Source organism: Limnohabitans sp. INBF003 (genome assembly GCF_055396645.1).
This window is the reverse complement of record NZ_AP029222.1, coordinates 2,463,292-2,489,093: the sequence shown is the minus strand read 5'-3', so window position 1 is coordinate 2,489,093 and position 25,802 is coordinate 2,463,292. Positions and strand designations below refer to the sequence as shown.

The window sequence follows — 25,802 nt, the reverse complement described above, 5'->3', positions numbered from 1 at the left end:
CAAGGACCCGCCATGAGCCGATCTGCCAACGCCGCTGTGACCGCCGTGTATTCCGGCACTTTTGACCCCCTGACGCTGGGCCACGAAGACGCGATTCGCCGCGCTGCACAGCTGTTTGACCAAGTCATCATTGCGGTGGCGCGGGCGCACCACAAAAACACCCTGTTCTCTTTGGACGAGCGCTTGGCCTTGGCACAAGCCGCGCTGGCCGATTGCCCCAACGTGAAAGCGCTGCCGTTTGATGGTTTGATCGTGGAGTTTGTGCGCTCGCAAAACGCCCAGGTCATCGTGCGCGGCTTGCGCTCGGTGACCGATTACGACTACGAAACCCAGATGTCGGGCATGAACCGCCACCTGGCCCCCGAGGTGGACACGGTGTTTTTGCACACCAGCGCGGGCGTGCAGCACATCAGCAGCACCCTGGTGCGTGAGATTTCGAAACTCGGTGGTGATGTGTCGGGGCTGGTGTCCGCCCCGGTGCTCAATGCCTTGCAAGCCAAGGTCGCCACCAAGCACTGAAACTCAAAGCTCCGCGCCTTCCACCAAAAAGCGCACCCGCTTTTGGCCCTGCCACTCGTCGGCGTCCAGTCGGTAAGCCAATTTCACCCGCGCAGGCAAAGGCTCAGTCCGGCCAAACCAGATGCCGTCGACCGGCTGGCCTTGGTGCTTCATTTTGAGGGACAGGTGTTTTTCGCCCACCAGGCGCTGCGACACCACCTCGATCTCTTCGCAAAACACGGGCGGTGCAAAGCCCTGGCCCCAGACCTCGTGGTGCAGCATGTCCACCAGGTCCACCCGGCGGTACTCGGCGGGCAGCGGGCCATCGGTTTCCAGGCGGCGCTGCAGCGTGGCCGCGTCCAGCCATTCCATGGCCACCTGGTTCAGCGTTTCCTCAAAGACATCCAGATGCTCTTCGGCAATCGTGCAGCCTGCCGCCATGGCGTGGCCGCCAAAGCGCAGCAGCACGCCCGGGGCGCGTTTGGCCACCAGGTCGAGCGCATCGCGCAAATGAAAGCCAGCGATCGAGCGGCCTGACCCCTTGAGTTCGTGCTCCTTGCCCGGGGCGCTGCTGGCCGCGAACACAAAGGTGGGGCGGTGCAGTTTGTCCTTGATGCGCGAGGCCACGATGCCCACCACGCCTTCGTGAAAATCCGGGTCGAACACACAAATGGCGGGCGGCGGCTCGTCACCTTCGTCAAACAGCGACTCGGCCATTTCCATGGCCATCTCGCGCATGTCGCCCTCGATCACGCGGCGTTCGCGGTTGATCGCGTCCAGCTGCTTGGCCAGCTCGTCGGCGCGGCCTGCGTCGTCGGTCAGCAGGCACTCGATGCCGAGTGTCATGTCGGCCAGGCGACCAGCGGCGTTGATGCGTGGGCCGAGGGCAAAGCCAAAGTCAAAAGTCGTGGCCTTGGCGGTTTCGCGGCTGGCCGCCCGCATGAGCGCGGCCATGCCTGGGGGCAGGGCACCCGCACGCACGCGGCGCAGGCCTTGCGCCACCAGGCGACGGTTGTTGGCGTCGAGCTTGACCACGTCGGCCACGGTGCCCAAAGCCACCAAGGGCAGCAGGGCGTCGAGGCGCGGCTGGTTGCTGGCGTCAAACACGCCGCGCTGGCGCAGCTCGGCCCGCAGGGCCAGCAGCACGTAAAACATCACGCCCACGCCTGCGATGGACTTGCTGGCAAAGCCGCAACCGGGCTGGTTGGGGTTGACGATGACTTCGGCGGTAGGCAGTTCGCTGCCGGGCAAATGGTGGTCTGTCACCAGCACCTGCAGGCCCAGGGCTTGCGCCGCCTGCACGCCAGCCACGCTGGCGATGCCGTTGTCCACCGTGATCAGCACGTCGGCTCCTTGCGCGTGCACACGCTGGGCGATGGTGGGCGTGAGGCCATAGCCGTCCACCACGCGGTCGGGCACCAGATAACTCACGTTGTGCGCCCCCAGCATGCGCAGGCCGCGCACCGCCACGGCGCAGGCGGTGGCGCCGTCGCAGTCGTAATCGGCCACGATGCACAGGCGTTTGTTGTCTGCCATGGCGTCGGCCAGCAACTTGGCCGCCTCTAGGGTGCCCAGCATGCCGGCCGGGGGCAGCAGCAGGTTCAGCGCGTCGTCGAGTTCGTCTTTGGACTGCACGCCCCGGGCGGCATACAGGCGGGCCAGCAGGGGGTGGATGCCCGCTTGTTCCAGTGCCCAGGCACTGCGGGGGGGCACATCTCGGGTGAGCAAATTCATGGGGTGATCAGGCGGTGATGAGGGCTTGGAGTGCCGCTGCAGGGGTGGTTTTGTTGAACAGTTGCTTGAACAGGCGCTGGTGCCAGGCGGCAGGCGCGGCTTCATAAGTGTGCGCCGCGTGTTCGCTGCACAGGCTCAGCGTAGCCTGCCCGGTGGCTTTGAAGTGGGCCAGCAGGTCGGCCACCGCGGTGGCATCCAGCTGTTGCCAGGTTTGTCGCCAGGCCTGCACATCGCCGTGCAGCGCGCTGGCGCGCAGGCCATCTGACACGGTCACGGGCTGCGCAGGTGCTGGCGCGCCGACCGGCAGGGTGCCCGCGCCGTGCAGCCAGAAGGCATTGACGGTGTGCTGCCTGCGCGCTTCGCGGGCGTCGTTGACCGGGTGGTTGTAGAGCAGCATCTGCATCTCGCTTTGCAGGCGCTGCACAGGCCGGGCCGCCGGGTTGTCTGGCATCCAGTGTTTCACGTTCTGGCCGATCACTCGGTCGAGTGAGGCGGTGGCCAGCTCGGCCAGCATGGTTCCCTTGGCGTGCCACAGCAGGGCGCTGTGCCAGGTGACGTGCAGGCCGTCTTCCTGCAAAAACGGCTGCATGGCCTGCAGTAATTGTTGTGATTCGTCGTCAGACAGGTGCAAATGCGCCGGGTCGGCCATCACCACTTGGTCCATGCCGATTTGCCAGTGGCAGGGCGTCATCCAGGCTTGCGGCTCAGCGCTGGCCTGGCCCTGTTGCGCCTGATGCCAGGCAGCCCAGGGCAGCTTGGCGGCCTCAGGTGCCCAGCCCAGGGCCTGGGCTTGCAGGCGTTCGTGCGGCAGGTGCAGCGGCGTGGGCTCGGGGTCTTGCCGCACCTGCTGGCGTTGCAAAAGAGCCAGAAGCTGCTGCAAGTTCGGCAGCTGCAAGCACGACAAGGCCTCTTGGCCGGAAAAGGCGTGGCTGGCTGCGTAGGGAATGATCAGGTGCATGGGGTCTGATTGTCGCAGGCCCCATGCGGGCCAAGGCCGCGCGTTCAGCGTTGGAGGGCGGCAGCCTCTGCGGCGCAGTCGGGCCGATCGGACTTGACACCTTTGGCACGGGCGGCGGCAATTTCGGCTTTGGCCAGTTGCGCTTGTGCTTGAAACACCGGATCGGCCTGCAGGCGGGCCACGGCAGCAGCGCCGACCACGCGCCCGGCTTCCAGGTCGCTTTGCCAGTGCACGCCACAGACCATGCGGCTGTCGCCAAAAGCGTAGGCGCGTTGCAGCAAGGCATCTGTTTTGTCAGGTGCCGCACCCGACAAGATCAAGCCCCATGCCCAACCCAAGGCCGCATGGCCCGAAGGGTAGGAGCCATCTTTGGCCAGTTGCGCTTCTTCTTTGGGCGCGCAGGTGCTTTCACCCAACTGTGCAAACGGGCGCTGGCGGCTGTAGTGGTCTTTGGCCTTGTAGGTGGCCAAACCGGCATCGATCAGGGTGCGCCGCAGCAGCATGTTCAGGTGTGGCGTGGCTTCTGGCGAAATCGGCATGTCCAGTGCGCATGAAAACACCCCCGCCGCTTCCGGGAACTTGAGGTTCACATCCTTGGCGGCCAGGTCCCAGCGTGGCGTGTTGCGCAGGGCCCGGGTTTGCTGGTGCATGGCCAGATCGGCCGCTTGGCGCGCCGAGCCCGGTGCGGGCGGTGGTGGCACCAAGGCCAGGCTGTCGGGCAAGGCTTTCCGATCCAGGTAGCCGTTCAGGTAACCCGAGCCTTTGCGGAATTCCCCCACCACCTCGGCAGAAGTGGGTGGTGCAGCGGGCTGGACAGGGGCGGTCTGGCAGGCGCTCAACAGTGCGGCTGCAGCCAGGACGCACAAACTGGCGTATGGATGGCTCATGGGTTGTCTCCTTTGGGCAGGTGGTGCGGTTCAACTTTGGACTCCAAATTTTGATTCAAAGCCGCTCCCATACGGTCACTGCAGTGACTTTCTCGGTGGAAACACCATGTGGGTCGAAAGTTTCTGCATTGTCATGAAGGCATTGACCGATTGGTCACAATAGCGGCTTATGTCTTTTTTCAAAAACATCCCCTATGAGCTGGTGCTCGGCTGGCGCTACACGCGTGCAGGCCGTGCTACCCGGCGCAATGGTTTTATTTCTTTCATTTCAGGAGTGTCCATGATGGGCATTGGCCTCGGGGTGGCGGCGCTGATCATCGTGCTGAGTGTGATGAACGGCTTTCAAAAAGAAGTGCGTGACCGCATGTTGGGTGTGGTCTCGCACATCGAGGTCTATGCCGCCGATGGTGCGGCCGTGGCCGACTTGCCTGCTTTGCTGGCCCGCCTCAAAGCGCATCCGCAGGTGGTGGGGGCTGCACCTTTCATCACCGCCCAGGCCCTGCTGGCGCGGGGCGATGACATGAAAGGCGTTTTGGTGCGTGGCATCGACCCGGAGTTGGAGCCCGAGGTCAGTGATTTGTCGTCGGACACGCAGGCCGGGGTCTTGTCGCGTTTGCAATCGGGCGAGTTCGGCTTGGTGCTGGGCCGCGATTTGGCCAACAACCTGGGCGTGCAGACCGGTGACCCGGTGACCTTGGTGTCACCGTCCGGCCAAGTCACCCCAGCAGGCGTGGTGCCGCGCATGAAACAAATGGGTGTGGTGGGCACGTTTTCTTCGGGGCACTATGAATACGACTCGGCGCTGGCGCTGATGCATGTGGACGACGCTGCCCGCATGTTCCGGCTGGAAGGCCCGAGCGGCGTGCGCCTGAAGCTGCGCGATTTGCATCTGGCGCGTGAAGTGGCGCGTGACTTGCAACTGGTGTTGGGGCCGCAGTTCTTTGTGCGCGACTGGACGCAGCAAAACCGCACCTGGTTTGCCGCCGTGCAGGTCGAAAAACGCATGATGTTCATCATCCTCACGCTCATCGTGGCGGTGGCAGCTTTCAATCTGGTCAGCACCTTGGTGATGACGGTGACCGACAAACGCGCCGACATCGCGATCTTGCGCACACTGGGCGCCAGCCCGCGCAGCATCATGGGCATTTTTGTGGTGCAGGGGGCCACGGTCGGCGTGATCGGCACCTTCAGCGGCCTGGCTCTGGGCTTGTTGGTGGCCTTCAACATCGACGTGATCGTGCCCGCGCTGGAAAAGCTGTTCAACGCCAGCTTTTTGCCGCGTGACATTTACCTGATCAGCCGCATGCCCAGCGAGCCGCTGGCCAGCGACATTTTGCCGGTGGCCATCATTTCCCTGGTGCTGGCTTTTGTCGCCACGCTCTACCCCAGCTGGCGTGCCAGCCAGGTCAACCCGGCGGAGGCGCTGCGCTATGAATGACATGAAGAACACGGGCACGGTGCTGAAAGCCCAAGGCCTGACCAAGCGCTTCACCGAAGGGCGTCTGGATGTGACCGTGCTGCAAGGCGTTGATCTGGAAGTGCATGCCGGGGAGACGCTGGCCATTGTGGGCGCTTCAGGCTCGGGCAAAAGCACCTTGCTGCATTTGCTGGGCGGGCTGGATGCCCCCACGCAAGGGGCGGTGCAACTGAAGGGGCAGCTTTTGTCGGCCCTGAGTGCGGCCGAGCAAGGCCAGTGGCGCAACCGTTATTTGGGCTTTGTTTACCAGTTTCACCATTTGCTGCCCGAGTTCAGCGCGCTGGACAACGTGGCCATGCCGCTGTGGATTCGCAGGCAGGACCGCGCCGAAGCTGCGGCTGTGGCCACGCAGTGGCTGCAGCGCGTGGGGCTGGGTGAGCGCCTGCACCACCGTCCGGCCGAGCTGTCGGGTGGCGAGCGTCAGCGCGTGGCACTGGCCCGGGCCTTGGTGAACGACCCGGCCTGTGTACTGGCCGACGAGCCGACCGGCAACCTGGACCGCGAAACAGCCGACGGTGTGTTTGCCCTGATGCTGCAACTGGCCCGGGAGCGTGGCACCGCCTTTGTGGTGGTCACTCACGACCAGGCCTTGGCCGCGCGTTGTGACCGTCAGCTGCACCTGGTCAAGGGCGTGCTGCAAGCGCCTGTTTGAATTTTTGAATGTGGATCGACACCCATTGCCACCTGGACGCGGCCGAGTTTGACGCCGACCGCGACGCGGTGCGCGAAGCGGCCCGCCAAGCGGGCGTGACGCGCTGCGTGATTCCAGCCGTCCACCGTCAGCATTGGACCGATGTGGCGCAATTGGCCGAGCGGCATGGCGACGTCTACGCGCTGGGCATCCACCCGCTGTATGTACCGCAAGCCGGGCCTGACGATCTGTTGGCGTTGGACGAGGCCTTGACCGCGCACCGCGATGACCCGCGTCTGGTGGCGGTGGGCGAGATCGGGCTGGACTTTTTTGTGCCCGAACTGTGCACGCCCGACATGCGCGAACGCCAATGGGTTTTTTACACCGCCCAATTGAACCTGGCCCAAAAGCACGGCCTGCCCGTGATCCTGCATGTGCGGCGCTCCGCCGATCTTTTGTTCAAAGGTTTGCGCGGTGCGGCGGTGACCGGTGGCATCGCGCACGCCTTCAATGGCAGCCGCCAGCAGGCGCAGGCCTTTGTGGACCGGGGCTTTGCGCTGGGTTTTGGTGGCACGCTGACCTATGAACGCGCTTTGCAGTTGCGGCGTCTGGCCAGCGAACTGCCGCTGAGCGCCATCGTGCTGGAAACCGATGCACCTGACATCCCGCCGCATTGGCTGTATCAGACGGCCGAACAGCGTGCGCAGGGCGCGCCGCAGGGGCGCAACAGCCCGGCCGAGCTGCCCCGCATCGCGCAAGTGCTGGCCGATGTGCGTGGTGTGTCGCTGGCCGATCTGGCGGCCGCCACCACGCGCAATGCGCAGCGGGTCTTGCCCAAGCTGGCGGTTCTATGACGGCGCTTGTACCTGGGGTGTCCCCGACGGCGAGTGTGTCCGCCCGATTGCAAGGTTTGCCACCCTTGGTGGGGCCGAATACCCGCGTGCTGGTGTTGGGCAGTTTCCCGAGCGTCAAGTCTTTGCAGCTGCAGCAGTACTACGCCCATCCGCAAAACCATTTTTGGCGCATCATGCAAGCCTTGGGGCCGCAAGCCCCATGGCCTGAGGACAAAAACTATGCCCTGCGCTGCCAGTGTTTGCTGGCGCAGGGCGTCGGCGTGTGGGATGTGTACGCGCAATGCGAGCGCGAGGGCAGTTTGGACAGCGCGATCCGCGCGGCGCAGCTGAACGATTTTCCGGCCTTGCTGCAGCGGTGCACGCGGCTGAACACGATTGTCCACAACGGCGGCGAAAGCTTTCGCCACGCCAAAGTGGTCGAAAAATCACTGGCGCAAGCCGGTTTGGCCGGGCAAGTCACCGTCCATCGCCTACCATCGACCAGTCCAGCGAATGCGTCCTGGACCTTTGAACAAAAACTCACCGCCTGGCGTGCGGTGCTGATCCCATGACCCGAAAAAAATCCTCCAATCCCAGCCTCGAACTGCCCGAAGTCAATTTCTCGGAAGATGGAAAAATCCGCTACCTGCATCTGGGCACGGAGTGGATTCAGGGCTCGATGTTTTTGGACAAGCCCTACGACATCGAGCTGGAGTACGTGCAACGCATGTTCGGCTGGTTGCTGTTTTTCCCGCATGACGAAGTCAAGGGCGCGCACGCCATGCAGTTGGGTTTGGGCGCAGGCACCATCACCAAGTTTTGCTACAAAAAACTCAAGATGACCAGTACGGCGATCGAGCTGAACCCGGGTGTGTTGCACGCTTGCCGAGGCTGGTTTCGTTTGCCGCCCGACGACGAGCGCTTGCGTGTGGTGCTGGCCGATGCGGCTCTTGAGATTCAAAAAGACGAATGGCGCGGCACGGTTGATGCCTTGCAGGTCGATCTGTACGACGAAGAAGCCGCTGCCCCGGTGCTGGACACGCCCGACTTTTACCGCCATTGCCGCGAACTGCTCAGCCAGCAAGGCTGCATGACGGTGAACCTGTTTGGCCGTTCGTCCAGCTATGCCGAGAGCGTGGAGAAGATTTGCGCCGCCTTTGGCGAAGACGCCGTGTGGGCCTTCAAACCCACCCGAGAAGGCAACGCCATTGTGCTGGCGCAGCGCACGGCCAGCCGCCCCCAACGCGAAGAGTTGATCGCCGCAGCGGCCCATATTGAAGACAAGTGGGGCTTGCCTGCACTCAAATGGCTCAAGGTGTTCAAGCCTTTGGTCAAGTGAGTCCGTGGGTTCAAGGGGCTGCGCGCAACGGGCGCGCATCAGGGTAAACCATGTGTTTGTCACCTTGGAAACATAGGTGTAACCCACATCGTTAAAACTGGATTGTTCACGCAGAATCTCGTCAACTCAAATCAGAGGAGATATCTCGTGAACATCAAGAGTCAAAAAGACTTTTTTTCCGGACTGTTCTACACAGTCACTGGTGCAGCCTTCGCCTACGGTGCCACCAACTACACGGTTGGCAGTGGCGCCCGCATGGGGCCTGGCTACTTTCCGTTGCTATTGGGCATTTTGTTGGCGCTGATTGGTGCCTTCGTCATGTTCAAGTCCTTGACGGTCGAGACCCAGGACGGTGACAAGATCGGTTCATGGGCCTGGAAGCCCTTGTTCTTCATCATCGCCGGCAACGTGTTGTTTGGCATCTTGCTGGGTGGCCTGCCCAGCGTGGGTCTGCCTGCCATGGGTCTGATCGCGGCGATTTTTGGCACCACCTTGGTGGTCAGCCTGGCCGGTGAGACGTTCAAGCTCAAAGAAGTTCTGGTTCTGGCCACGGTCCTGTCCATCTGCAGTTACGGCGCTTTCGTGCTGTTGCTCAAACTACAGTTCCCAGTTTGGCCCACATTCATCACCGGTTGAGGAGAAAAATTCATGGAATTGTTTGACAACCTTGCACTCGGTTTTGGGGTCGCGTTCACCTTTCAAAACCTGCTTTACGCGCTGATCGGTTGCCTTTTGGGCACCCTGATCGGTGTGTTGCCTGGCATTGGCCCAGTGGCCACCATCGCCATGCTGCTGCCTGCTACTTATGCATTGCCCCCAGTGGCTGCGTTGATCATGTTGGCCGGTATCTATTACGGCGCTCAATATGGTGGTTCCACCACCGCCATCTTGGTGAACTTGCCCGGCGAAGCGTCCTCGGTGGTGACCATGATCGACGGCTACCAGATGGCCCGCAAAGGCCGTGCAGGCCCTGCTTTGGCAGCAGCCGGTTTGGGCTCTTTCTTTGCCGGTTGCGTGGGCACCTTGGTGTTGGCGGCCTTTGCCGGTCCCTTGACCGAAGTGGCGTTCAAGTTCGGCCCTGCCGAATATTTCTCGCTGATGGTTCTGGGCTTGATCGGTGCTGTGGTGCTGGCTTCGGGCTCACTGGTCAAGGCTGTGGGCATGATCGTGTTGGGTTTGTTGATGGGCCTGATCGGTACCGACGTCAACTCCGGCGTGGCACGTTTCAGCTTCGATATTCCTGAGCTGACCGACGGTGTGGGCTTCATCACCATCGCCATGGGTGTTTTTGGTTACGGCGAGATCATCTCCAACCTGTCCCAGAAAGAGGCAGACCGCGAAGTTTTCACCGCCAAGGTGACGGGTTTGATGCCCACGGCTGAAGATTTCAAGAACATGGTCCCGGCCGTGTTGCGCGGTACGTTCCTGGGCGCTGCTTTGGGCATCTTGCCCGGTGGCGGTGCCTTGTTGGCCTCTTTTGCCTCCTACACGATCGAGAAGAAAACCAAGCTCAAACCAGGCGAAGTGCCTTTTGGTCAAGGCAACATCCGCGGTGTGGCTGCACCTGAGTCGGCCAACAACTCGGCTTCGCAAACCTCGTTCATTCCTTTGCTGACCTTGGGCATTCCACCCAACGCCGTGATGGCTTTGATGGTGGGCGCCATGACGATCCACAACATCCAGCCTGGCCCTCAGGTCATGACCAGCAACCCCGAGTTGTTCTGGGGCCTGATTGCCTCGATGTGGATCGGCAACGCCATGTTGGTGATCCTGAACCTGCCTTTGATCGGCATCTGGATCAAGTTGCTGTCGGTGCCTTACCGCTGGCTGTTCCCCGCCATCGTGTTGTTCTGCGCGATCGGTGTTTACTCGACCAACAACAACACCTTTGACATCTGGCTGGTGGCTTTGTTTGGTGTGGTGGGTTACAGCTTCATCAAGCTCGGCATGGAACCCGCACCTTTGCTGCTGGGTTTCATTCTCGGACCGATGATGGAAGAAAACCTGCGCCGTGCCATGTTGCTGTCGCGTGGTGACTGGAGCGTGTTTGTGACGCGCCCCTTGTCTGCCAGCTTGTTGGCCGCGGCTTTGGTCCTCTTGGTCATCGTCACCTTGCCATCCATCAAGTCCAAGCGTGAAGAGGCCTTTGTCGAAGAATGATCGACTGAGGGTTGACATGCTGAAACGGCCTCCTCGGAGGCCGTTTTCTTTGGTGCGTCCAAGGGGCATGTCACCAGAGCGCGTGGCACCAGCCTCGGCTCTGCCAAAATCACTTTTTGCCGGGCTTGAGCCCTGCTGTTGCTTTTGAGGAAACGCCATGAAAAGACAAGATCTGATCCGTGCAGGGCTGGCCGCGTTCGTCGGCCTTGTTTGTTTTGCGACTGCGCAAGCCCAGTCCTATCCGACCAAGCCCGTCCGACTGATCGTGCCGTTCCCGGCCGGTGGTGCTACCGATTTGTTTGCGCGCACGCTGTCGCAAAAACTCAGTGAAAAAATGGGCACAACGCTGGTGGTCGAAAACCGCCCCGGCGCGGGCGGCACTTTGGGGTCTGATCTGGTGGCCAAGGCCACGCCCGATGGTTACACCTTGCTGCTGGCCACCTCCAGCACCCACTCGATTGGCCCGAACCTGAACCCGCGCATGCCCTATGACGCGGTCAAAGACTTCACCCCCATCAGCCAGGTGGGCAATGCGCCCAGCATCATGCTGGTGCCCAACAGCTCGCCTGCCAAGACCGTCAAGGAATGGATTGAGCACGCCAAAAAGAACCCGGGCCGCTTGAATTACGCGTCCAGCGGCAACGGCACCATCGTGCAGTTGACGGCCGAGTTGTTCAAGGCGCAGGCCGATCTGTTTGTGGTGCACATTCCCTACAAAGGCACGGCCTTGGCCATTCCCGATCTGGTCAGCGGCAAGGTCGATGTGCTGTTTGACAGCTTGCCCACCGGCTTGCCGCATGTGCGCGATGGCCGTTTGCGTGCGCTGGGCGTGACCTCGCTCAAAGCCACGCCGCTGGCCCCCGGCGTGCCGCCGATTGCCGATGTGTTGCCGGGTTACGAATCCACCACCTGGTTTGGCCTGTTCGGCCCCAAAGGCTTGCCTGCCGATGTGGTCAACCGCGTCAACACCGTTGCCAACCAAGTGCTGCAAGACCCTGAGGTCATCGACAAGCTGCAACGCTTTGGCATCGAGCCTGTGGGCGGCACACCCACCCAGTTCACCACCATGTTGGCCAAAGAGTCGGCCAAATGGAAGAAAACCATCACCGAACGCAAGATCACGCTGGACTGACATGCACTTCCAAAACCAATACCCCTACACCAGCACTCGCTTGCCGCTGTTTGCGCGCAACATCGTGTCCACCTCGCACCCATTGGCCGCGCAAGCGGGCCTGCGCATGATGCTCAAGGGCGGCAACGCGGTCGATGCGGCCATTGCCGCTGCAGCCGTCATCACCCTGACAGAGCCCGTGAGCTGCGGCTTGGGCTCGGACGCCTTTGCCATTTTGTGGGACGGCAAAGCGCTGCACGGTCTCAACTCGTCCGGCCCGGCCCCTGCAACCTGGACGCCCGATTACTTTCACCGCAAATACGGCGCCGATGCCCTCACACCCCCCAAGCGCGGCTTTGACTCGGTCACCGTGCCCGGCGCTGTGGCGGGCTGGGTGGCCCTGAGTGAACGCTTTGGCAAGCTGCCTTTTGCCGATCTGCTGGAGCCTGCCATCGACGTGGCCGAGCGCGGGTATTTGATGCCTGTGGTGGTGCAGCAAAAGTGGGCGGCCGCCACACCCGAGTTGCAGTCGCTGCCTGGCTTTGCCCAAAGCTTTTTGCCTTGGGGCCGTGCGCCCGAGGTGGGCGAGCTGTTCCAGTTCAAGAACGCGGCGCTGGGCCTCAAAGCCATTGCGGCCACCAAGGGGCAGGCCCTGTATGGCGGTGAGATCGCCGAAGCGATTGAAAAGTTTGCCAAAGAAAACGGCGGCAGCATCACCGCCAAAGACCTGGCCGACTTCAAGCCCGAATGGGTCAAACCCATTGCGCAAGACTACCGGGGCTACACCCTGCACGAGATCCCGCCCAACGGGCAGGGCATCGCCGCGCTGATCGCCTTGGGCATCTTGTCGAACTTTGACCTGGCCAGCCACGCGGTGGACGGCGTGGACTCGCAGCACCTGCAGATCGAAGCCATGAAGCTGGCCTTTGCCGATGTGTACCGCTATGTGGCCGATCCGCGCTACATGGAAGTCACACCCGAGCAGATGCTCGACCCGGCCTACCTGGCCAGCCGCGCCAAGCTCATTGACCTGAAAAAAGCGCAAAACTTCCAGGCCGGCAACCCGGTCAAGGGCGGCACGATTTACCTCACGGCGGCCGATGAAAACGGCATGATGGTCAGCTTCATCCAGAGCAACTACATGGGCTTTGGCTCGGGCGTGGTGGAGCCAACGTATGGCATCAGCCTGCAAAACCGGGGTCATGGTTTCAGCACCAACCCGAAGGGCGCCAACACCGCCAACCTGGTCGCGCCGGGCAAGCGGCCCTTCCAGACCATCATCCCGGCATTCCTCACCAAAGACGGCCAACCCGTCATGAGCTACGGCGTGATGGGCGGCAACATGCAGCCCCAAGGCCACATGCAGACCCTGGTGCGCATGCTCGACTACAAGCAGAACCCGCAAGCTGCGTGCGATGCACCGCGCTGGCGCTACAACACCGGCATGAACATCAACGTCGAGGCCGCCATGAATGGCCAGACCGTGCAAGGCCTGATCGCCCGTGGCCACGAGCTGGACATCATCAACGATTCGTACCAGGACTTTGGCGCAGGCCAGTTCATCTGGCGCATGGGCGATCCGGGCGTGGAGGGCTACATGGCCGCCAGCGACCCGCGCCGTGACGGGCAGGCGGTGGGCTTTTGATGCGCCGCTGGCTGCTGCGTTGCGTGATGGCGTGTGTGGGCGCATGGGCCTGCGCCGCCGCAGTGGCACAGCCCTTGTCTTGCGGGGTGGTGCTGTTGCATGGCAAGTGGGGCATGCCGCAGTCGCCTTACCTCAGACCCGTGGTGCAAAAACTGGAGCCCCATTGCCAAGTCAAGCAGCTGGAGATGCCTTGGTCGCGCAACCGTTTGTATGACCGGCCTTATGCCGATGCTTTGGCACAGGTTCATGACGCGGTTGCAGCGTTGCGGCAGTCGGGCGTGCAGTGGGTGGCCGTGGGCGGGCAAAGCTTTGGTGCCAACGCGTCGTTGGCCTACATGGCCCAGATCGGTGATGCCGATGCGGTTCTGCCCTTGGCACCGGGCCATGTGCCCGAAGCTTTTTACCAAATGCCCGATGTGCGCCGCAGTGTCGATGCCGCCCGCCAGCTGATCGAGTCCGCTCAGGGCGACACCCAGGTGGAGATGACCGACATCAACCAGGGGCAGCGCCGTCCGGTCAAGACCTCTGCCAATGCGCTGTGGAGTTATTTCAACCCCCAGGGCTGGGGGAATATGCGCTTGAGCGCCGCAGCGTTTCGCAAGCCGGTGCCGGTGTTCTGGGCCATTGGCACGCAAGACCCCTTGCATGCTTCGGGTTCGGCCGACATTTTTCAGAAATTGCCCATCCACCCCGACAGCCAATATCTGGTGGTGCAAGCCAACCACGCCACGACACCCGAGGCCGCTTCCGAAGCCTTGTGGGTCTGGGTCAAAGCCCGCACGGGGCGTTGACTCATGTCATCTTTCAAATCTTCACAGATGACATCCGGCCTGTTGTTGGCCGTTGCCGGTTCCATCGCCTTCAGTGGCAAGGCCATCATCGTCAAGCTGGCTTACCGCCATGGTGTGGACGCCGTCACGCTGGTCATGTACCGCATGCTGTTTGCCTTGCCCATGTTCTTGCTCATGGCTTTGTGGGCCGGGCGCGGCAAGCCCCGCATCGCCGGGCGTGACTGGCTGGGCATTTTGGGGCTGGGCTTCAGCGGTTATTACCTGGCTTCGTTTCTGGACTTCTGGGGGCTCGAGTACATCAGCGCTTCGCTGGAGCGGCTGATCCTTTACCTCAACCCCACGCTGGTGCTGGTGCTGGGCTGGTTTTTGTATGGCCGCAAGATCAACCACCGCCAAGGCATGGGCATGGCCATCAGCTATGCCGGTGTGCTGCTGGTGTTCGGGCATGAGGCGGCGCTGGACGGCAAGAACGCCGCTTTGGGCGCGGCCTTGGTGCTGGCCAGTGCCATCAGTTATGCGCTGTACCTGAGCTACAGCGGCCAGATGGTGCAGCGCTTGGGTTCGCTCAGGCTGGCAGGCTGGGCCACTTCGGTGGCTTGCGTGTTTTGCATTAGCCAGTTTGTGCTGCTGCGCCCGCTGAGTGCGGCGCAGGTGGCCGAGCCCGTGCTTTGGTTGTCACTGCTCAACGCCACCGCTTGCACAGCGGTGCCCGTGGTCTTGGTCATGATGGCGATTGAGCGCATCGGCGCAGGCCTCACGGCGCAGACCGGCATGATTGGCCCCATGTCCACGCTGCTCATGGGCGTGTTCTTGCTGGGCGAGCCGTTCAACATGTGGATTGTGGGCGGCACCGTGCTGGTGTTGTCGGGTGTTTTCTGGGTGACACGCGCACCCAAAGTTTGAAACCAACAGGAGATCAAAATGGATTTGGGCATTGCAGGCAAGTGGGCTTTGGTGGGCGGCGCGAGCAAAGGCTTGGGCTGGGGTTGCGCTCGGGCCTTGGCGCTGGAAGGCGTGAACGTGGTCATGGTGGCGCGTGGGGCCGAAGTGCTGAACAAGGCGGTGGATGACTTGCGTGCCGAGACCGGTGGCAAAGTCCAACTGATCGCTGTGGCGCAAGACATCACCACCGAAGCCGGGCGCGAAGCCATCTGGAACGTGGCCGGTGGCCCCGGCAAAGACTACGACATCGTGGTCACCAACGCGGGTGGCCCGCCGCCCGGCGACTTCCGCGACTGGGACCGCGAAGCTTGGATCAAGGCCATCGACGGCAACATGCTCACGCCCATTGAACTCATCAAGGCCACGGTGGACCGCATGGCCGCACGCGGCTTTGGCCGCATCGTCAACATCACATCGAGTGCTGTGAAAGCGCCCATCGACGTGCTGGGCCTGTCCAATGGCGCACGCAGCGGCCTGACGGGTTTTGTGGCTGGCGCATCGCGCAGCAAGATCGCAGGCCAGGGCGTGACCATCAACAACCTGCTGCCCGGCAAATTCGATACCGACCGCATCCGCGCCACGTTGCCTGCGATGGCGCAAAAGCAAGGCAAGACGGTGGAAGAAATGCGCGCCATCCAGCAAGCGCAAATTCCGGCCGGACGCTATGGCAACCCGCAAGAGTTCGGCGCGATCTGCGCGTTTTTGTGCAGCCAGCACGCGGCCTACATGACGGGGCAGAACGTGTTGGCCGATGGTGGGGCTTATCCGGGGACGTTTTAAGCCGTCACGGGTTGGGTGCTTCGAGCGGCAGCGCAGCACCTGCATTCGGCCGCAGGGGCGGCCTCCCACGAAAACCACCACTGCGCTTGAGGATTCGCATTCTGTCCAGTCGCTGGTGTTTGTGGGAGCGAGCCCCTGCTCGCGAATGTCCGCTTGAGCCGCAGCGCTCAGTGTCTGGAGGACACCCAGATTCCGCCCACGATCAGCGCGAACGCGGCCACGTGGTATAGGTGCGGCAACTCGCCCAAAAAGGCGGCAGAAAAGAAGGCCGCGAACAAGGGCGTGAGGTTGGCGAAGAACCCTGCCACCGCCGGGCCTGCTTGCTGAATGCCCAAGCCCCAGCAGCGGTAGGCCAATACGGCAGGGCCGACAGCCACAAACGCCAATGCGCTGATCAGTGGCCAACCCCAGGTGATGTGCGCGTCGGTAAAACCCCATTCCATGCCCGCGAACAGGCCCGACCAGGCCAGTCCAAAAACCACCTGCGCCAGCAAAAATGCTGCCCAGTCGTTGCGGATGGCTTCGGGCTCGTCTTTGCGGCTGAGCAGCCAGCTGTACCAGGACCAGCACGCCACGGCCAGCAAAATGAACAGGTCGCCCGCCACCAGCCGCACAGCCATGAGTTGCGCCCAATCGCCCCGCGACATCACCACCAACACGCCGAGGATGGAGAGCGTCGCGCCATAAATTTGTGCACGGCGCACAGGAGCTTTGAAAAACAGGGCACCGATGGCCAGCATCCACACCGGTCCACTGGCGGCCACCAGGGTCACGTTCAGCGGTGTTGAAGTTTGCAGCGCCAGGTATTGCAGCGCGTTGTAGCAGCCCACGCCCAGCAGGCTGAGCAAGCCAAAGCGCCGCCAGTGTGTCCACAAGCCGCTGTCGGGGCGCAGCACCCAAGAGGCGAGTGGCAACAAGATGACCAAGGCCACTGCCCAGCGCAAAAAGTTGAGCGTGATGGGGGGCACCAAGGTGTTGACCATGCGGCCCACCACCGCGTTGCCAGCCCACAGCAGCGGGGGCACGGTCAACATCAATGCGGTGGCCGGAGAGAGTTTTTGAGACATGCGGCACTGTAGCGGGGTTCGGGTTTCCCCTCTGTCGCGCAACTGTCCCCGTGCGCTGCCGGGGCATGCGATCCGTGGCAAAGTCACGCATCGTTTGCTTTCACCCATTCAGGAGAATCCCATGAGCCTTGCAGTCCAGATTGACCATAACGGTGGTCCCGAAGTCATGAAACTGGTCGATGTGACCGTGGGCGAGCCCGGCCCCGGTGAGATCCGCATCCGCCACAAGGCCATCGGCCTGAACTTCATCGACGTGTACCAGCGCAGCGGCCTGTACACGCTGCCCATGCCGCTCAAACTGGGCATGGAAGCCTCGGGCGTGGTCGAGGCTGTGGGCGAGGGCGTGACGCACCTCAAGGTGGGTGACCGTGCTGCCTATGCCAGCCAGCCACCCGGCAGCTATTGCGAAGTGCGCGTGATGCCCGCCAAGTGCGTGTGCAAGCTGCCCGATGCGATCTCGTTCGAGACGGGCGCGGCCATGATGCTCAAGGGCCTGACGGCGCAATATTTGCTCAAGCGCACCTTGCCGCAAGGTGGCCTGAAGGCAGGTGACTTTGTGCTGTTCCATGCCGCAGCCGGTGGCGTGGGCCTGATTGCCTGCCAGTGGGCCAAGGCCTTGGGCTTGCGCCTGATTGGCACCGCAGGCAGCGATGCCAAGTGCGCATTGGCCAAGGCCAACGGCGCTGAGTTTTGCATCAACTATTCAACAGAAGATTTCCAGGCCAAGGTCAAGGACATCACGGGTGGCAAGGGCGTGAAGGTGGTGTACGACTCGGTGGGCAAAGACACCTGGGACAAATCACTCGACTGCTTGGCACCGTTTGGCTTGATGGCCAGCTTTGGCAATGCTTCGGGCGCTGTAGCGCCATTCTCGCCGGGCATTTTGGGCCCAAAAGGCTCGATCTATGTGACGCGCCAGACGCTGTTCAGCCACATCACCACTCGCGAAAGCACGCAAGAGATGGCCGACGATTTGTTTGAGGCAGTGACCAGTGGCCAGGTCAAAATCCACATTGACCAGACTTTCCCGTTGGCCAATATCCAGGACGCTCACATCGCCCTGGAAGCCCGCAAGACAACGGGTTGCACCATCATCACTTTGTAAATACCTTCGCGAGCAGGGGCTCGCTCCCACAAAAGTCAAGCAGCCAAGGGCCATTGGCCAAGGCCAAGGCCAAGGCCAGCAGGATCAGCGGTGGCTTGGTGGTATTTGTGGGAGGCCGCCCCTGCGGCCGAATGTCTGTGAGGCGTGGTCAGCGACCGCGCCGCACCCGCAAGATTTCATCCAGGATCAGCAGCGCCGCGCCCAGGCTGATGGCGCTGTCGGCCACGTTGAAGGCCGGGAAGTGCCAGGCGCCCCAGTAAAAGTCCAGAAAGTCGACCACGTAGCCGTGCAGCAAGCGGTCCACCACGTTGCCGATGGCACCACCCAAAATGAGCGCAATGGCGAGGCTGAAGAGTTTTTGTCCTGCATGGGAACGCAGCATCCACAGCATGAACAGCGCGGCCACCACGCCAATGCCGGTGAAGAACCAGCGCTGCCAGCCGCCTGCACCCGCCAGAAACGAGAAGGCCGCCCCGTGGTTGTGTGCCCGCACCAGGTTGAAGAACGAGGTGATCGGCGTGCTGTCGCCCAGCTGAAAAGCGCCCAGCACCAGCACTTTGGTGAACTGGTCGATCAGCAGCACCAAGAGGGCAATGCCCAGCCAGAGCACCATGCTTTGGTTTTTGCTGGAGCCGCCTTTGCCGAATTTTTTGGAGCTGGCCATGGGCTTGCCTTGTCTTTTGGGTGTGTGAAGTTCAGGCGACCAGGCGTGTTTCGCCCTCGCCGTGCAGGTTGCTGACGCAGCGGCCACAAATGGTGGGGTGGGCTGCATCTTGGCCCACGTCGTCGGCGTAGTGCCAGCAACGCTCGCATTTCACCGCTTGGCTGGCGGTCACTTGCACCGCCAGTTGTTCGCCTGCCTGCAAAGTCACCTTGGAGGTGATGAAGACAAACTTGATGTCCTCGCCCAAGCTGGCCAGCAGGGCGTGGTCAGCGGCAGGCGCGGTCAGCGTGATCTCGGCTTGCAGCGATGCGCCCACCTGGCCTGCGGTGCGCAGGTTTTCGATGTCCTTGTTGACCAGATCGCGGATTTCGCGGATGCGGGCCCACTTGGCCAGCAGTTGTGTATCGACCGCGCCGAAGTCGCTGAAGGTTTCCAGGAAGATGGATTCCGATTTTCCGAAGGTGCTCCAGGCTTCCTCTGCGGTGAAGGACAGGAACGGGGCCATCCAACGCAGCATGCCGTGGGTGATGCGGTAGAGCGCGGTTTGCGCACTGCGGCGCGCCAGGCTCTTGGGTGCGGAGGTGTACAGGCGGTCTTTCAGCACGTCCAGATAAAACGCGCCCAGGTCTTCCGAGCAATAGATTTGCAGCTTGGAGACCACGGGGTGGAATTCATACGCGTCGAAGTGGGCGCGGATGTCGGCTTGCAGCTCGGCGGCGCGGGCCAGGGCAAAGCGGTCGATCTCCAGCAACTGGTCGTCGGGCACGGCATCTTGCGCCGGGTCAAAGTCGCTCACGTTGGCCAGCAAGAAACGCAGGGTGTTGCGGATGCGGCGGTACGCATCGACCACGCGGGCCAGGATTTTGTCGTCGATGTTCAGGTCACCCGAGTAGTCGGTGCTGGCCACCCACAGGCGCACGATTTCGGCGCCCATCTTGGAGTTGATGGTTTGCGGCTCGACGGTGTTACCCAGCGATTTGCTCATCTTGCGGCCTTGGCCGTCGGTGGCAAAGCCGTGGGTCAACAGGCCTTTGTAGGGCGCACGGTCATACAAGGCGCAGCCCAGCAGAAGCGAGCTGTGGAACCAGCCTCGGTGCTGGTCGTGGCCTTCAAGGTACAGGTCGGCTTCCGGGCTGGAATTGTCCGGTGAGCTGTGGAAAGGCGGCACGCCGTAAGCGTCTTTGTGGCTGCCGCGCAGCACATGCTGGAAGGTGCTGCCAGAGTCGAACCAGACTTCCAGTATGTCGGTGCTCTTGGTGTAGCTGGGTGCATCGGCTGCGCCCAAAATCTCTTCCACCGTGACCCGGCTCCAGGCTTCGATGCCGCCTTTTTCCACAATCTCAGCGGCCTGGTCCAGGATGGCCATGGTGTTGGGGTGCAGCTCGCCACTGTCCTTGTGCAGGAAAAACGGCACCGGCACGCCCCAGCTGCGCTGACGCGAGATGCACCAGTCGGGGCGGTTGGCGATCATGTCGCGCAGGCGGGTTTTGCCGTTCTCGGGGTAGAACTGGGTGTGCTCGATCGCATCGAGCGCCAACTGGCGCAAAGTCTTGGGCGCTTTGTCTTTCGTGAAAACACCTTCACCCTCGTCCATGCGCACAAACCATTGGGCGGCGGCGCGATAGATGACGGGGGTTTTGTGACGCCAGCAGTGCGGGTAGCTGTGGGTGATTTCCACCGTGGCCATCAGGCGGTCGCTTTGGCCCAGCACCTCGATCACTCGGGCACAGGCTTTCCAGATGTGCTGGCCGCCGAAGAAGGGCAACTCGGGCGCGTACACGCCATTGCCCTGCACCGGGTTGAGGATGTCGTCGTATTTCAGGCCGTTGGCCACGCAGGAGTTGAAGTCGTCCACACCGTAGGCGGGCGACGAGTGCACGATGCCAGTGCCGTCGGTGGCGGTCACGTAGTCGGCCAGGTACAGCGGCGATTTGCGGCGGTAGCTGTATTCGCCGCCTTCTTCAGCCGTCACGGTGTCGTGCAGCGGGTGGCGGAACACCAGGCCGCGCAGCTTCTCACCCACGGCGGTGGCGATCACGGTGCCTTGCAGTTGGTAGCGCTCCAGGCATTTCTCGACCAGGCTGGCGGCCAGCAGCAGCACGCCACGGGGCGTGTCGACCAGGGCGTATTCCAGCTCGGGGTGGGCGTTGAGCGCCTGGTTGGCAGGGATCGTCCAGGCGGTGGTGGTCCAGATGACGGCAAAGGCTTTTTTGCTGCCTTCGCCAGGCAACTTGGGCAGACCAAAGGCGGCGGCCAGGGCGGCGGTGTCGTCAGATTCAAAGGCCACATCCAGCGTGTCGCTCTTTTTGTCGGCGTATTCGATCTCGAACTCGGCCAGCGACGAGCCGCAGTCGAAGCACCAGTAAACGGGCTTGAGGCCTCGGTACACAAAGCCGCGTTCGATCACGCGTTTGAAGGCGCGGATTTCACCGGCTTCGTTGGCAAAGTCCATGGTGCGGTAGGGGCGCTCCCAGTCGCCCAGCACGCCCAGGCGCTTGAAGTCTTCGCGCTGCTGGTTGATCTGCTCGGTGGCAAAGGCGCGGCTTTTGGCCTGCATGTCGTCGCGGCTCAGGTTGCGGCCGTGCAGTTTTTCGATGGCGTTTTCGATCGGCAGGCCGTGGCAGTCCCAACCTGGGATGTACTGCGCGTCAAAGCCAGCGAGCTGCTTGGACTTGACGATCATGTCTTTGAGCACTTTGTTGAGTGCGTGGCCGATGTGCAGCTTGCCGTTGGCGTAGGGCGGGCCGTCGTGCAGCACGAACAGCGGGGCACCCTGGCGGGCAGCGCGCAGTTTTTTGTAGAGGCCACCGTCGTTCCAGTCGTTCACCCAGCCCGGCTCGCGCTTGGGCAGGTCGCCGCGCATCGGGAAGGGGGTGTCCATCATGTTGATGCGGGTGTCGGGGTTTGGGTTTTTGTCGGTCATGGTGCTTCAAGTCGAGAGGGCTTCGACAAGCTCAGCCCGAGCGGCGGGCCGTTCGGAGAGAAGGGGGCAAGGGGTGGGCCGTTTTTTCGTTCGCCCTGAGCCTGTCGAAGGGCAGCAAACGAGGGCCAGAGCGTCAAATTCGGTCGCGGGTGGTTTGGCGGCTGGTTTCGCCGTGGCGGGAGGCAAACCACGCCTGTGCGTCATCGCAGTCTTTGGCGATGCCCTTCGTCAGGGCGTCCAGACCGTCGTATTTGAGCTCGTCGTGTAGTTTGTGCAGCAGATCCACGCGGATGATTTTACCGTAGCCCCCCTCGGCTCCCAGATGGGCGGGCCAGTCAAAGGCATGGGTCTCCAGCAGCACGCGTCCGCCATTCACATCGGTGGGGTCCAGCGAGGGGCGGATGCCCAGATTGGCCACGCCGCGCAAGGGCTGATCGGCCAGCCCATGCACCTGCACCACAAAGATGCCGCTGGCCGCCGGTTTCCAGTGCGAAAAACGCAAATTCAAGGTCCGAAAGCCATCGCCTGCGCCCTCGGCGGTGGCGGCCAGTTCGCGCCCGAGCTTGCGCCCGTGCACCACGTGGCCGCTGATGCTGTAAGGGCGCCCGAGCAGGGCTTGTACATCCTGCAGTCGGCCTTGGCCCAGCGCGTCGCGCACGGCCGAGCTGGACACGCGCAGGCCATGCACTTCGTAGCTGTTCATGCGGGCCACGTCAAAGCCCAGGCGTTGACCTGCGGCGTCGAGCATGGCGTAGTCGCCCGCCCGCTGGGCACCAAATCGGAAGTCATCGCCGACCTGCACATAGCGCACGCCCAAGCCCTGGATCAGCACTTGCTGGATGAAGTCTTCGGGCGACTGGCTGGCCAGTTCGGCGTCAAAGGGCAAGACCACCACCTGGTCCACCCCGCAGCGCTCCAGCTCTTGCAGCTTGTCGCGCAGGGTAGCGATGCGGGCAGGGGCCAGTTCGGGCTTGTTCAGGGCCTTGGCAAAGTAGTCACGGGGGTGGGGCTCAAAGGTCATCACGCAGCTGGGCACGCCCCGGTGGGCGGCTTCGCTGCGCAGCAGGGCCAGCATGGCTTGGTGCCCGCGGTGCACGCCATCGAAATTGCCGATGGTCAGGGCGCAGGCGGGGGCCAGGTCAGGGTGATGGAAGCCGCGGAAAACCTTCATGTCGCTTGGGTGTTCCCCGTCTGGCTGGCCAAGCGCCAGTATTCACGGGATTGTCAATGTAAGAGGGTATATTGTGACTGAGCCCGATCCTCCCAGCGTGGCCCCATGCCGGTGGCGCAGGATCGAGACGGAACTTTTCGTGTCAGTGGTCTTTGAACTGTTGGATGGAGGCGTCTGTGAAGGTTTTGAAACTCTCGGCCCAAGGGCTGCCGCAATCGTGGATTTCACTGGAGCAGGCAGTCACTCACTATGCCGCCGACGAGGTGCGCTGGGAAGCGGGGCAGCAAGTCGCCGTGTTCCATGGCGGGCACAACGCGCTCACGGGGCAGCAATCCATCATCACGGTCAACAGCATCATTGGCACGCAGGGCGTGCCCCGCATCAACCCGTTTGACATGCGTTCGGGGCTGACCAACCCCAAACTGTTTGTGCGTGACCGCAATGTGTGCGCTTATTGCGGTGGGCATTTCCACGAGTCGGTGCTGACCCGCGAGCACATTGTTCCCCTGTGCCAAAACGGCCCCGACCACTGGATGAATGTGGTCACGGCTTGCCGATCCTGCAACCACCGAAAAAGCAGCCGCACCCCCGAGCAGGCCCACATGCCGCTGCTGTATGCCCCTTACGTTCCCAGCCTGTGGGAAGACTTTATTTTGCGCAACCGCCGCATCTTGTCGGACCAGATGGCCTTCTTGATGGCGCACGTGCCCAAGAATTCGCGTTTGATGGCGTGACCTGGCCGACCGGCTTTTTCGCTTGCGCTGGCGGATAAAGCGCTGCATCATGACTTTCTGAAAACAAAAGGTGCAGGCCATCAGGCTTGATGCCATCAGGGAGACACAGCATGCAGGCACAGGCATTCTTCCATGCGCAGCGCGCATCTTGGGCGGTACCAACAGAGCAGACCCGGCGTCAGACCTTGAGGGCCTTGCTGGTCAGTCCATGGCTGTTGACGCGTGCCTGGGCCCGCGATGAGCCGGTGCCATTCAAGACACAGGTGCAATTGGCCACGCCTTGGCAGGCAGCACGATCCCCCCACGGTTTTCTGGTGAGTGAAAAATTCGACGGCGTGCGGGCAGTCTGGGACGGTCGGGTTTTGCGTTTTCGCAGCGGGCGTTTGCTGGCTGCTCCGACTTGGTTTGTATCGGCTTTGCCCGCCACCCCGTTGGATGGCGAACTCTGGATGGGGCGAGGGCAATTTGACATGCTGTCCGGCGTGGTGCGCCAATGGGTGCCCGACGACCAGGCTTGGCGTGCCGTCAAATACCTGGTGTTTGACGCCCCTGGACATGCCGCCCCGTTCAAAGACCGGGTGCGCTTTGTTCAATCTGTCGTGGCGGCAGCGCGTGTGCCCTGGTTGGTGTCTGTAGCGCAAGAGGCGGTGAAAGATGCCACGGCTTTGCAGGCGCGCTTGCAAGAAACCGTGCGCGAAGGTGGTGAAGGTTTGGTGCTGCACCATGCCGATGCCCTCTGGCGCCCCGGCCGCACCGATGCGCTGTACAAGTTCAAGCCCGAACCCGACGAAGAAGGCCAGGTGGTGGGGCACCAGCCGGGCAAGGGGCGCTTGCAAGGACAGACTGGGGCTTTGCTGGTGCAGATGCCCTCGGGTCAGCGTTTTGCCTTGGGGACAGGCTTGAGCGATGCACTGCGCCGCGAGCCACCGCCGGTGGGCGCTTGGGTGACTTACCGCTACCGTGACCGCACGCCCTCAGGCTTGCCGCGTTTTGCCAGCTTCTTGCGGGTGCGTGAGGCGGAGTGAGCATGAAAATGGGCTCCTTGCGGAGCCCATTTTTGGTTGGACGGTTGGACGGTCGGTCTGTCTGTTCCTGTGGGAGCGAGCCCCTGCTCGCGAATGCGCGCAATCGATACCGAATGCATTCGGCCGCAGGGGCAGCCTCCCACATAAAACCCAGGGCCTGAGGTCCTCTTCCCACAGAGAACCAAAGGCCTGGGGTTCGCCTCAGGCGAACACGCCTGCCGTGTCTTGCATGCGTGCCGACACTTCACCCAGTTGGTGCAGCGTGTCACCAAATGTCATGTCCAGCTGCGTCAATTTCTTGAAGTAGTGGCTCACGATGTATTCGTCCGTCACGGCAATGCCGCCGTGCAGTTGCACCGCTTGCTGACCAATTAAGCGCATGGACACGCCCAGCTGGTACTTGGCACGGGCCATGGCGCGGCGACGTTCTTCGGCGGGGGCGTGCAACTTCAGGCTGGCGTAGTAGCTCATGGAGCGTCCCAGCTCCAGCTGCATTTTCATGTCGGCCACGCGGTGGCGCAGGGCCTGAAAGCTGGCGATGTTCACGCCGAATTGCTTGCGCGTGTTCATGTACTCCACGGTGATGGCCAAAGTCTTGTCCATCACGCCCACGGCTTCGGCGCAAACGCAGGCAATGCCAATGTCTACCGCTTCTTCGAGGGCGGTCAGGCCCTTCAGGGTGATCAGTTGCGCGGGGGCTTTGTTCAACACCACTTCGGCAGCGCGTGAGCCGTCTTGCGTGATGTAGCCCTGGGTGTTCACACCGCTGGCGCTGCGCTCGACCAAAAACAGCGCCATCTGGCCGTTCACGGTGGCAGGCACCACAAAGGCGTCAGCCTGGTCGCCCACAGCCACCACGCTCTTGGTGCCGCTCACGGACCAAGCGCCGCCTGATTCGCTGGCCTGTGCGGCACAACGGTTCAGTTGGTAGCGGGCACCGCGCTCTTGGTGTGCCAGCACCACGATCGCTTCGCCTGCGGCCATGCGAGGCAGCCAGGCGGCTTGCAGTGCTGCAGGGGCGTGGGTTTGCAGTGTGGCGCTGGTGATCAGGGTCTGCGTCAGCGGTTCGAGCACGATGCCGCGACCGAGTTCCTCCATGGTGACCATGGCTTCGGTCGGGCCCATGCCCATGCCACCGTGGTCTTCGCTCACGTACAGGCCGGTCAGGCCCAGTTCGGCCATCTCGCCATAAGCCGCACGGTCAAAACCGCCAGCGGCCACGGTGGCGCGGCGACGCTCGAAGTCGTAGCCCTTGTCCACCCATTTGCGCACCGCGTCGCGCAGTTGTTCCTGGTCGTCAGAAAAATCGAAATCCATTTTGAAATCC

At 62.4% G+C, this 25,802-nt stretch carries 24 protein-coding genes; 16 read left to right on the top strand and 8 right to left on the bottom strand.

Annotated features, from left to right (window positions below; all coding sequences use genetic code 11):
- The first annotated feature begins 12 nt into the window (after positions 1 to 12).
- Positions 13 to 519, top strand: a complete 507-nt coding sequence (gene coaD / locus ACZ5VE_RS11370; protein ID WP_464455272.1) for a pantetheine-phosphate adenylyltransferase — start codon at positions 13 to 15, stop codon at positions 517 to 519.
- 3 nt (positions 520 to 522) lie between these two features.
- Here coaD and recJ read toward each other — a convergent pair whose 3' ends face one another.
- The 3 genes from recJ to ACZ5VE_RS11355 are packed head-to-tail and all read right to left on the bottom strand — an operon-like array spanning position 523 to position 4,077.
- Positions 523 to 2,232: a single-stranded-DNA-specific exonuclease RecJ gene (gene recJ / locus ACZ5VE_RS11365; protein WP_464455271.1), complete on the bottom strand. Its 1,710-nt coding sequence runs from the start codon at positions 2,230 to 2,232 to the stop codon at positions 523 to 525.
- Between the two features lie 7 nt (positions 2,233 to 2,239).
- Entirely contained in the window at positions 2,240 to 3,190 is a 951-nt protein-coding gene (locus tag ACZ5VE_RS11360; RefSeq protein WP_464455270.1) for a hypothetical protein, read from the bottom strand.
- A gap of 44 nt (positions 3,191 to 3,234) precedes the next feature.
- On the bottom strand, positions 3,235 to 4,077 hold the full coding sequence (locus tag ACZ5VE_RS11355) for an acid phosphatase (RefSeq protein ID WP_464455269.1): 843 nt from the start codon (positions 4,075 to 4,077) through the stop codon (positions 3,235 to 3,237).
- 169 nt (positions 4,078 to 4,246) lie between these two features.
- Here ACZ5VE_RS11355 and ACZ5VE_RS11350 point away from each other — a divergent pair, with 169 nt between their 5' ends.
- From ACZ5VE_RS11350 to ACZ5VE_RS11295, 12 genes are all read left to right on the top strand, one after another.
- Positions 4,247 to 5,515 (top strand): lipoprotein-releasing ABC transporter permease subunit, encoded by a 1,269-nt coding sequence (locus ACZ5VE_RS11350; protein WP_464455268.1) that lies wholly within the window; start codon positions 4,247 to 4,249, stop codon positions 5,513 to 5,515.
- 1 nt (position 5,516) lies between these two features.
- Complete coding sequence (gene lolD / locus ACZ5VE_RS11345; protein ID WP_464457489.1) at positions 5,517 to 6,206, top strand: lipoprotein-releasing ABC transporter ATP-binding protein LolD; 690 nt, start codon at positions 5,517 to 5,519, stop codon at positions 6,204 to 6,206.
- 8 nt (positions 6,207 to 6,214) lie between these two features.
- Complete coding sequence (locus ACZ5VE_RS11340) at positions 6,215 to 7,039, top strand: TatD family hydrolase (RefSeq protein WP_464455267.1); 825 nt, start codon at positions 6,215 to 6,217, stop codon at positions 7,037 to 7,039.
- A complete protein-coding gene (locus ACZ5VE_RS11335) occupies positions 7,036 to 7,590 on the top strand; it encodes a DNA-deoxyinosine glycosylase (RefSeq protein ID WP_464455266.1) in 555 nt (184 codons plus the stop codon). Before ACZ5VE_RS11340 ends, ACZ5VE_RS11335 begins: the two co-directional genes overlap by 4 nt.
- Positions 7,587 to 8,357 (top strand): class I SAM-dependent methyltransferase, encoded by a 771-nt coding sequence (locus tag ACZ5VE_RS11330; RefSeq protein ID WP_464455265.1) that lies wholly within the window; start codon positions 7,587 to 7,589, stop codon positions 8,355 to 8,357. The genes ACZ5VE_RS11335 and ACZ5VE_RS11330 overlap by 4 nt, the downstream gene beginning before the upstream one ends.
- Before the next feature lie 147 nt (positions 8,358 to 8,504).
- A complete protein-coding gene (locus tag ACZ5VE_RS11325) occupies positions 8,505 to 8,993 on the top strand; it encodes a tripartite tricarboxylate transporter TctB family protein (protein WP_464455264.1) in 489 nt (162 codons plus the stop codon).
- Positions 8,994 to 9,005: 12 nt separating this feature from the next.
- Entirely contained in the window at positions 9,006 to 10,517 is a 1,512-nt protein-coding gene (locus ACZ5VE_RS11320; RefSeq protein ID WP_464455263.1) for a tripartite tricarboxylate transporter permease, read from the top strand.
- A gap of 157 nt (positions 10,518 to 10,674) precedes the next feature.
- Positions 10,675 to 11,649: a Bug family tripartite tricarboxylate transporter substrate binding protein gene (locus ACZ5VE_RS11315; RefSeq protein ID WP_464455262.1), complete on the top strand. Its 975-nt coding sequence runs from the start codon at positions 10,675 to 10,677 to the stop codon at positions 11,647 to 11,649.
- A gap of 1 nt (position 11,650) precedes the next feature.
- A complete protein-coding gene (locus ACZ5VE_RS11310) occupies positions 11,651 to 13,273 on the top strand; it encodes a gamma-glutamyltransferase family protein (RefSeq protein WP_464455261.1) in 1,623 nt (540 codons plus the stop codon).
- Positions 13,273 to 14,064 (top strand): alpha/beta hydrolase, encoded by a 792-nt coding sequence (locus ACZ5VE_RS11305; RefSeq protein WP_464455260.1) that lies wholly within the window; start codon positions 13,273 to 13,275, stop codon positions 14,062 to 14,064. The genes ACZ5VE_RS11310 and ACZ5VE_RS11305 overlap by 1 nt, the downstream gene beginning before the upstream one ends.
- A 27-nt stretch (positions 14,065 to 14,091) precedes the next feature.
- Complete coding sequence (locus ACZ5VE_RS11300; RefSeq protein ID WP_464455259.1) at positions 14,092 to 14,967, top strand: DMT family transporter; 876 nt, start codon at positions 14,092 to 14,094, stop codon at positions 14,965 to 14,967.
- An 18-nt stretch (positions 14,968 to 14,985) separates the two neighbouring features.
- A complete protein-coding gene (locus ACZ5VE_RS11295) occupies positions 14,986 to 15,786 on the top strand; it encodes an SDR family oxidoreductase (RefSeq protein WP_464455258.1) in 801 nt (266 codons plus the stop codon).
- Between the two features lie 167 nt (positions 15,787 to 15,953).
- On the opposite strand, the gene ACZ5VE_RS11290 is transcribed toward ACZ5VE_RS11295, so the two are convergent.
- A complete protein-coding gene (locus ACZ5VE_RS11290) occupies positions 15,954 to 16,853 on the bottom strand; it encodes a DMT family transporter (RefSeq protein ID WP_464455257.1) in 900 nt (299 codons plus the stop codon).
- A 121-nt stretch (positions 16,854 to 16,974) separates the two neighbouring features.
- On the opposite strand from ACZ5VE_RS11290, the gene ACZ5VE_RS11285 reads away from it, so the two are divergent.
- Complete coding sequence (locus tag ACZ5VE_RS11285) at positions 16,975 to 17,958, top strand: quinone oxidoreductase family protein (protein WP_464455256.1); 984 nt, start codon at positions 16,975 to 16,977, stop codon at positions 17,956 to 17,958.
- Between the two features lie 148 nt (positions 17,959 to 18,106).
- Here the strand turns inward: ACZ5VE_RS11285 and lspA are convergent, their stop codons facing one another.
- From lspA to ACZ5VE_RS11270, 3 genes are all read right to left on the bottom strand, one after another.
- Positions 18,107 to 18,622, bottom strand: a complete 516-nt coding sequence (lspA, locus tag ACZ5VE_RS11280; RefSeq protein WP_464455255.1) for a signal peptidase II — start codon at positions 18,620 to 18,622, stop codon at positions 18,107 to 18,109.
- Positions 18,623 to 18,653: 31 nt separating this feature from the next.
- Positions 18,654 to 21,545: an isoleucine--tRNA ligase gene (ileS, locus tag ACZ5VE_RS11275; RefSeq protein ID WP_464455254.1), complete on the bottom strand. Its 2,892-nt coding sequence runs from the start codon at positions 21,543 to 21,545 to the stop codon at positions 18,654 to 18,656.
- 133 nt (positions 21,546 to 21,678) lie between these two features.
- On the bottom strand, positions 21,679 to 22,716 hold the full coding sequence (locus ACZ5VE_RS11270; RefSeq protein WP_464455253.1) for a bifunctional riboflavin kinase/FAD synthetase: 1,038 nt from the start codon (positions 22,714 to 22,716) through the stop codon (positions 21,679 to 21,681).
- Positions 22,717 to 22,892: 176 nt separating this feature from the next.
- On the opposite strand from ACZ5VE_RS11270, the gene ACZ5VE_RS11265 reads away from it, so the two are divergent.
- Both ACZ5VE_RS11265 and ACZ5VE_RS11260 read left to right on the top strand, forming a co-directional pair.
- A complete protein-coding gene (locus tag ACZ5VE_RS11265; RefSeq protein WP_464455252.1) occupies positions 22,893 to 23,450 on the top strand; it encodes an HNH endonuclease in 558 nt (185 codons plus the stop codon).
- 110 nt (positions 23,451 to 23,560) lie between these two features.
- Complete coding sequence (locus ACZ5VE_RS11260) at positions 23,561 to 24,475, top strand: DNA ligase (protein ID WP_464455251.1); 915 nt, start codon at positions 23,561 to 23,563, stop codon at positions 24,473 to 24,475.
- Positions 24,476 to 24,676: 201 nt separating this feature from the next.
- On the opposite strand, the gene ACZ5VE_RS11255 is transcribed toward ACZ5VE_RS11260, so the two are convergent.
- Positions 24,677 to 25,792: an acyl-CoA dehydrogenase family protein gene (locus ACZ5VE_RS11255; RefSeq protein WP_464455250.1), complete on the bottom strand. Its 1,116-nt coding sequence runs from the start codon at positions 25,790 to 25,792 to the stop codon at positions 24,677 to 24,679.
- Positions 25,793 to 25,802: the final 10 nt, after the last annotated feature.

Bases quoted from the DNA above. Each gene is read 5' to 3' on its own strand.
- coaD (WP_464455272.1), top strand. From the start codon at position 13: ATGAGCCGATCTGCCAACGCCGCTGTGACCGCCGTGTATTCCGGCACT.
- recJ (WP_464455271.1), bottom strand. From the start codon at position 2,232: ATGAATTTGCTCACCCGAGATGTGCCCCCCCGCAGTGCCTGGGCACTG.
- ACZ5VE_RS11360 (WP_464455270.1), bottom strand. From the start codon at position 3,190: ATGCACCTGATCATTCCCTACGCAGCCAGCCACGCCTTTTCCGGCCAA.
- ACZ5VE_RS11355 (WP_464455269.1), bottom strand. From the start codon at position 4,077: ATGAGCCATCCATACGCCAGTTTGTGCGTCCTGGCTGCAGCCGCACTG.
- ACZ5VE_RS11350 (WP_464455268.1), top strand. From the start codon at position 4,247: ATGTCTTTTTTCAAAAACATCCCCTATGAGCTGGTGCTCGGCTGGCGC.
- lolD (WP_464457489.1), top strand. From the start codon at position 5,517: ATGAAGAACACGGGCACGGTGCTGAAAGCCCAAGGCCTGACCAAGCGC.
- ACZ5VE_RS11340 (WP_464455267.1), top strand. From the start codon at position 6,215: ATGTGGATCGACACCCATTGCCACCTGGACGCGGCCGAGTTTGACGCC.
- ACZ5VE_RS11335 (WP_464455266.1), top strand. From the start codon at position 7,036: ATGACGGCGCTTGTACCTGGGGTGTCCCCGACGGCGAGTGTGTCCGCC.
- ACZ5VE_RS11330 (WP_464455265.1), top strand. From the start codon at position 7,587: ATGACCCGAAAAAAATCCTCCAATCCCAGCCTCGAACTGCCCGAAGTC.
- ACZ5VE_RS11320 (WP_464455263.1), top strand. From the start codon at position 9,006: ATGGAATTGTTTGACAACCTTGCACTCGGTTTTGGGGTCGCGTTCACC.
- ACZ5VE_RS11315 (WP_464455262.1), top strand. From the start codon at position 10,675: ATGAAAAGACAAGATCTGATCCGTGCAGGGCTGGCCGCGTTCGTCGGC.
- ACZ5VE_RS11310 (WP_464455261.1), top strand. From the start codon at position 11,651: ATGCACTTCCAAAACCAATACCCCTACACCAGCACTCGCTTGCCGCTG.
- ACZ5VE_RS11305 (WP_464455260.1), top strand. From the start codon at position 13,273: ATGCGCCGCTGGCTGCTGCGTTGCGTGATGGCGTGTGTGGGCGCATGG.
- ACZ5VE_RS11300 (WP_464455259.1), top strand. From the start codon at position 14,092: ATGACATCCGGCCTGTTGTTGGCCGTTGCCGGTTCCATCGCCTTCAGT.
- ACZ5VE_RS11295 (WP_464455258.1), top strand. From the start codon at position 14,986: ATGGATTTGGGCATTGCAGGCAAGTGGGCTTTGGTGGGCGGCGCGAGC.
- ACZ5VE_RS11290 (WP_464455257.1), bottom strand. From the start codon at position 16,853: ATGTCTCAAAAACTCTCTCCGGCCACCGCATTGATGTTGACCGTGCCC.
- ACZ5VE_RS11285 (WP_464455256.1), top strand. From the start codon at position 16,975: ATGAGCCTTGCAGTCCAGATTGACCATAACGGTGGTCCCGAAGTCATG.
- lspA (WP_464455255.1), bottom strand. From the start codon at position 18,622: ATGGCCAGCTCCAAAAAATTCGGCAAAGGCGGCTCCAGCAAAAACCAA.
- ileS (WP_464455254.1), bottom strand. From the start codon at position 21,545: ATGACCGACAAAAACCCAAACCCCGACACCCGCATCAACATGATGGAC.
- ACZ5VE_RS11270 (WP_464455253.1), bottom strand. From the start codon at position 22,716: ATGAAGGTTTTCCGCGGCTTCCATCACCCTGACCTGGCCCCCGCCTGC.
- ACZ5VE_RS11260 (WP_464455251.1), top strand. From the start codon at position 23,561: ATGCAGGCACAGGCATTCTTCCATGCGCAGCGCGCATCTTGGGCGGTA.
- ACZ5VE_RS11255 (WP_464455250.1), bottom strand. From the start codon at position 25,792: ATGGATTTCGATTTTTCTGACGACCAGGAACAACTGCGCGACGCGGTG.